This is a genomic window from Paenibacillus ihuae (assembly GCF_001368795.1).
Lineage (GTDB): Bacteria > Bacillota > Bacilli > Paenibacillales > Paenibacillaceae > Paenibacillus_AQ > Paenibacillus_AQ ihuae.
Genome location: NZ_LN831198.1, coordinates 2,059,262 through 2,060,800, shown reverse-complemented (window position 1 = coordinate 2,060,800; position 1,539 = coordinate 2,059,262). Strand labels below are relative to the sequence as shown.

General features: G+C 53.4%; 2 protein-coding genes. One reads left to right on the top strand and one right to left on the bottom strand.

Going from position 1 to position 1,539, the window contains the following annotated elements:
* A partial coding sequence (locus tag AQR02_RS33875) for a DHA2 family efflux MFS transporter permease subunit (RefSeq protein WP_245237252.1) occupies positions 1-980 on the bottom strand: 980 nt, incomplete at its 3' end.
* Positions 981-1,162: 182 nt separating this feature from the next.
* On the opposite strand from AQR02_RS33875, the gene AQR02_RS09250 reads away from it, so the two are divergent.
* Positions 1,163-1,539, top strand: a 377-nt coding sequence (locus AQR02_RS09250) for a TetR/AcrR family transcriptional regulator (RefSeq protein ID WP_148449148.1), incomplete at its 3' end; no start/stop codon positions are given.

Below are 1,539 nucleotides of genomic sequence, written 5' to 3'. Positions count from 1 at the left end.
ATCCCGGCAATAGGCATCATTAGACCTGAAGCAATCGCCTGGGGGAGCAAGGTCAGTCCTGTGTCAAAAGCGCCGAAGCCCCGGGCCTGCTGCAGAAATTGCGGAAGCAGGAACAATGCCCCGTACAGACCGAACTGGGCAATCCACTGGACGAGAATCCCTGTACTGAAATCGATGGAGCGAAGAATGCGCAGCTCCAGCAGCGGCGTCTTCGAGCGCAGCTCCGTAATTACAAAAGCAATCAGAGCCACCGCACCCAGCGACAAGCCAATGAGGGTTTTGTCTGAAGTCCAACTCTCAGCACCTTGGCTGACCCCGTAAGTCAGCGAAGCAAACGCCAGCGGTCCAAGCAGCATCCCCAGCTTATCCATGCCGGGAACTTGCCCGCGCTGCGAATTCGGCAGCTTCCGCAGGCCGATCAGCACGCAGATGATGCCTATCGGAATATTAATCAGAAAGATCCAGCGCCAGGAATGATACTGCACCAGCCAGCCGGACAATACAGGCCCGATTGCCGGAGCGAACAGCACCGGAATCCCCATAATCCCCATTACAATGCCGACTTTGCTCTTCGGAGCCAGTCTGTATACATACGCCATCCCTACCGGGAGAACACAGCCCCCGCCGAGTCCCTGCAGCACCCGGAAGGCAATCAGCCATTCGGCACTGCTGGGTGTTGCACACATAATCGATCCTATCGTAAACACAACCACTGCCGTCAAAAAAACAGTTTTGGCCCCGAAACGGTCGGACAGCCAGCCCGAAAGCGGGATGACAGAAGCCTGTGCCAGCATATACCCGGTCACGATCCATTGCAGCATCGTTAAATTCGTATGAAAATCCTTAACCAGGGTGGACAGCGCCACATTCATCGCTGTACTGTCGAGTACAACCATAAAAACACCGGCTATAATCGCCAGCAGCGGAACCAGAATACTGGATAACCGAAACTCAGCATCCTGCTTTAGTGCTCCTTCCATGCTTCTTCTCCTCCTAATGTTGTGCTGCGGCGAGATCATTGACCGTGGCACCGCTTTATCTATATAATTGCTTATCGGACAATTGTCCGTTGATCCACAATCAGTCTACGGACAATTGTCCGCTGTGTCAAATGAATCTTTCGGCACTACAAATAAATGAGTGTTCCCTGAAAGGAAAGAATATGAAACCTATAGATCCGAATCCCGTTTCAAACACAGAAAAAAATAGTCAAGATCCTTATGCCCAGCGTATCCTGGAGGCGGCACGGGAGCTGTTCATAGCCAGCGGTCTGGAAGCCGTCAGCATGCACGCCATCGCCAAGCGGGCTGGCATCGGGCAAGGCTCCCTATACCGCCGTTTTTCAGACAAAGGTGAAATCTGTTCCATGCTGCTGCGGGACAGTACGGAGCGGTTTCTGACCGGCCTGGAGCAGGAGCTGGCGTTCCCGGAATCCGGTTCTGATGCACTTGGCCACTTAAAGAGCAGCATTGGCCGGATTGTCGATTTCATTGAGCAGCATGCTGAGCTGCTGCAGCTGATCAAATCAGAGTTCACCGG